Below are 2,992 nucleotides of genomic sequence, written 5' to 3' on the forward strand. Positions count from 1 at the left end.
TCGCTTTCGCTGCGGCTCCACCCCTTAGGGGCTTAACCTCGCACAACAGGAGCAACTCGTAGGCTCATTATACAAAAGGCACGCCGTCATCCCGATAAATCGAGACTCCGACCGCTTGTAAGCACACGGTTTCAGGTACTATTTCACTCGCCTTCTCGGCGTTCTTTTCACCTTTCCCTCACGGTACTGGTTCACTATCGGTCATACAGATGTATTTAGCCTTACCGGATGGTGCCGGCTGGTTCACGCAAGGTTTCACCGGCCTCGCGCTACTCAGGATACCCGCCTCTCCGCTCGCCGTACGCCTACAGGCCTTTCACCTTCTGTGGGACTGCTTTCCAGGCAGTTTCGACTTAAGCTTGCTTCAATTATGCAGGTCCTACTACCCCGACTCCCCGTAGGAAGTCGGTTTGGGCTGCTTCCCGTTCGCTCGCCGCTACTTGGGAAATCACTAACTTGTTTTCTTTTCCTGAGGGTACTTAGATGTTTCAGTTCTCCTCGTTTGCTCTCCCGTAGGAGTATCCCGATAAATCGGGATGGGTTGCCCCATTCGGACATCCGCGGATCATTGCTCGTATGCAGCTCCCCGCAGCTTATCGCAGCTTTACACGTCCTTCATCGCCTCTGTATGCCTAGGCATCCACCGTGTGCCCTTAGTATGCTTCTATTATATGACTTGCACGGCGTCTCCGCCGCACAGCCTACATAAGTATTCATGCTATTGGTTTAATTGTGGGCCGGATGGGGACGAACCTCACCCGGCTACCTTGGCGTAGTACACTTGCTCCAATCGGAACAAATGCCCTACTATCTTTTGCAGCATATCGAAATATGCCGCATCAGACCTTTTACTATTGCTATTGCTTTCATCATGTCAAAGAACCCGCGCTCCGCGCGGAGGGTGTTTGCTTGCTTGCGCGCCCAACAGGCAACGCTTCAAACTCAAACAATCTGGTAAAGAACCGAGATGATCTGCGGGCAAACTGCCTCTCATATCTTTCATCTCACATCTAATATCTCAAAAAAACGTGTGGAGCTACAGGGATTCGAACCCTGGACCCCTGCCTTGCAAAGGCAGTGCTCTAGCCAGCTGAGCTATAGCCCCCTATAAATTATGTGGGCTTGGGAGGACTTGAACCTCCGACCTCACGCTTATCAGGCGTGCGCTCTAACCACCTGAGCTACAAGCCCCGTTCCAGCGGGGTATGGGCACAGGCGTTGGTCGCCGGCTGCGGCGAGTATTCACCCGCTATATAATAAGTACAGATCAGATTGTTTGCCACGAACGAGTGCGTAGCGTCGTAGTCCCGATAAATCGGGACGCTCTCCTTGAAAGGAGGTGATCCAGCCGCACCTTCCGGTACGGCTACCTTGTTACGACTTAGCGCCAGTTACCAGGCTTACCCTAGGCACCTCTTGGTGAGGCGACATCAGGTACTCCTGACTTCCATCGCTTGACGGGCGGTGTGTACAAGGCCCGGGAACGTATTCACCGCGTCATTGCTGATACGCGATTACTAGCGATTCCACCTTCATGGAGTCGAGTTGCAGACTCCAATCCGAACTGAGAATGGCTTTGTGGATTTGCTCCTGCTCGCGCAGTGGCTACCCATTGTACCATCCATTGTAGCACGTGTGCAGCCCTGGACGTAAGGGCCATGATGACTTGACGTCGTCCCCACCTTCCTCACTACTTGCGTAGGCAGTCTGGCTAGAGTCCCCACCATTATGTGCTGGTAACTAACCACAGGGGTTGCGCTCGTTGCGGGACTTAACCCAACACCTCACGGCACGAGCTGACGACAGCCATGCAGCACCTTCCATAGTGCCCCGAAGGGACCCTCCTTTTCGGGAGGTAACACTGTAGATTTAGCCCAGGTAAGGTTCCTCGCGTTGCATCGAATTAAGCCACATGCTCCACCGCTTGTGCGGGCCCCCGTCAATTCCTTTGAGTTTCATTCTTGCGAACGTACTCCCCAGGTGGCATACTTACTGCGTTAACTGCATCACTGGCCCCAAAGGACCAACAACTAGTATGCATCGTTTACAGCGTGGACTACCAGGGTATCTAATCCTGTTCGCTCCCCACGCTTTCGTGCCTCAGTGTCAGTTACAGTCCAGCCGGCCGCCTTCGCCACTGATGTTCTTCGTAATATCTATGCATTTCACCGCTACACTACGAATTCCACCGACCTCTTCTGTACTCAAGAAACCCAGTATCCATGGCAATTTTACCGTTAAGCGGCAAGATTTCACCACAGACTTAGGCTCCCACCTACGCACCCTTTACACCCAATGATTCCGGACAACGCTTGCACCCTCCGTATTACCGCGGCTGCTGGCACGGAGTTAGCCGGTGCTTATTCAAAAGGTACCGTCACCCCAGGTCGAAACCCGGGCGTTCTTCCCTTTTAAAAGCCGTTTACAACCCATAGGGCCGTCTTCCGGCACGCGGCGTGGCTGCGTCAGGCTTTCGCCCATTGCGCAAGATTCCTCACTGCTGCCTCCCGTAGGAGTCTGGGCCGTGTCTCAGTCCCAGTGTGGGGGATCATCCTCTCAGACCCCCTAACTATCATCGCCTTGGTAAGCCGTTACCTTACCAACTAACTAATAGTACGCAGACCCCTCTATATCCGGCCGAAACCTTTAACAACTGTGGCCATGCGGCCCCGCTGCATTATGCGGTATTAGCACCCCTTTCGAGATGTTATCCCCCAGATATAGGCAGGTTATCTACGCGTTACTCACCCGTCCGCCAGTCTCCAGTAAGTGCAAGCACTTACCTTCTCCTTCGACTTGCATGTGTTAAGCCCGCCGCCAGCGTTCGTCCTGAGCCAGGATCAAACTCTCCATTGTAAATATCTAATATATACTCTGTGAGCTCGACCCTACGCTCTTGTCATTTTGTAAATGCAAAAAATTTGCATCAAGAAATTGAACAAGCTCTCGCTCGCACAAACAATCTGATCTATACTTCATTATGTCTAAGAAC

2 tRNA genes and 2 rRNA genes (1 of these 4 only partly in view) are annotated in these 2,992 nt (G+C 52.7%); all 4 read right to left on the minus strand.

The features are described 5' to 3' along the window. Window positions 1-669, minus strand: a 23S ribosomal RNA gene (locus ACFSVN_RS04890) (it extends 2,219 nt beyond the left edge of the window). 362 nt (window positions 670-1,031) lie between these two features. After that, a tRNA-Ala gene (locus ACFSVN_RS04895) sits at window positions 1,032-1,105 on the minus strand. A gap of 12 nt (window positions 1,106-1,117) precedes the next feature. Beyond that, window positions 1,118-1,191: transfer RNA gene (locus tag ACFSVN_RS04900), tRNA-Ile, on the minus strand. A gap of 141 nt (window positions 1,192-1,332) precedes the next feature. Next, window positions 1,333-2,856 (minus strand): 16S ribosomal RNA (locus ACFSVN_RS04905). Together the 16S and 23S rRNA genes with 2 tRNA genes alongside form the textbook arrangement of a ribosomal RNA operon. Between the last annotated feature and the right edge of the window lie 136 nt (window positions 2,857-2,992).

Origin of the sequence: Gracilimonas halophila (assembly GCF_042684365.1) — a bacterium.
Lineage (GTDB): Bacteria > Bacteroidota > Rhodothermia > Balneolales > Balneolaceae > Gracilimonas > Gracilimonas halophila.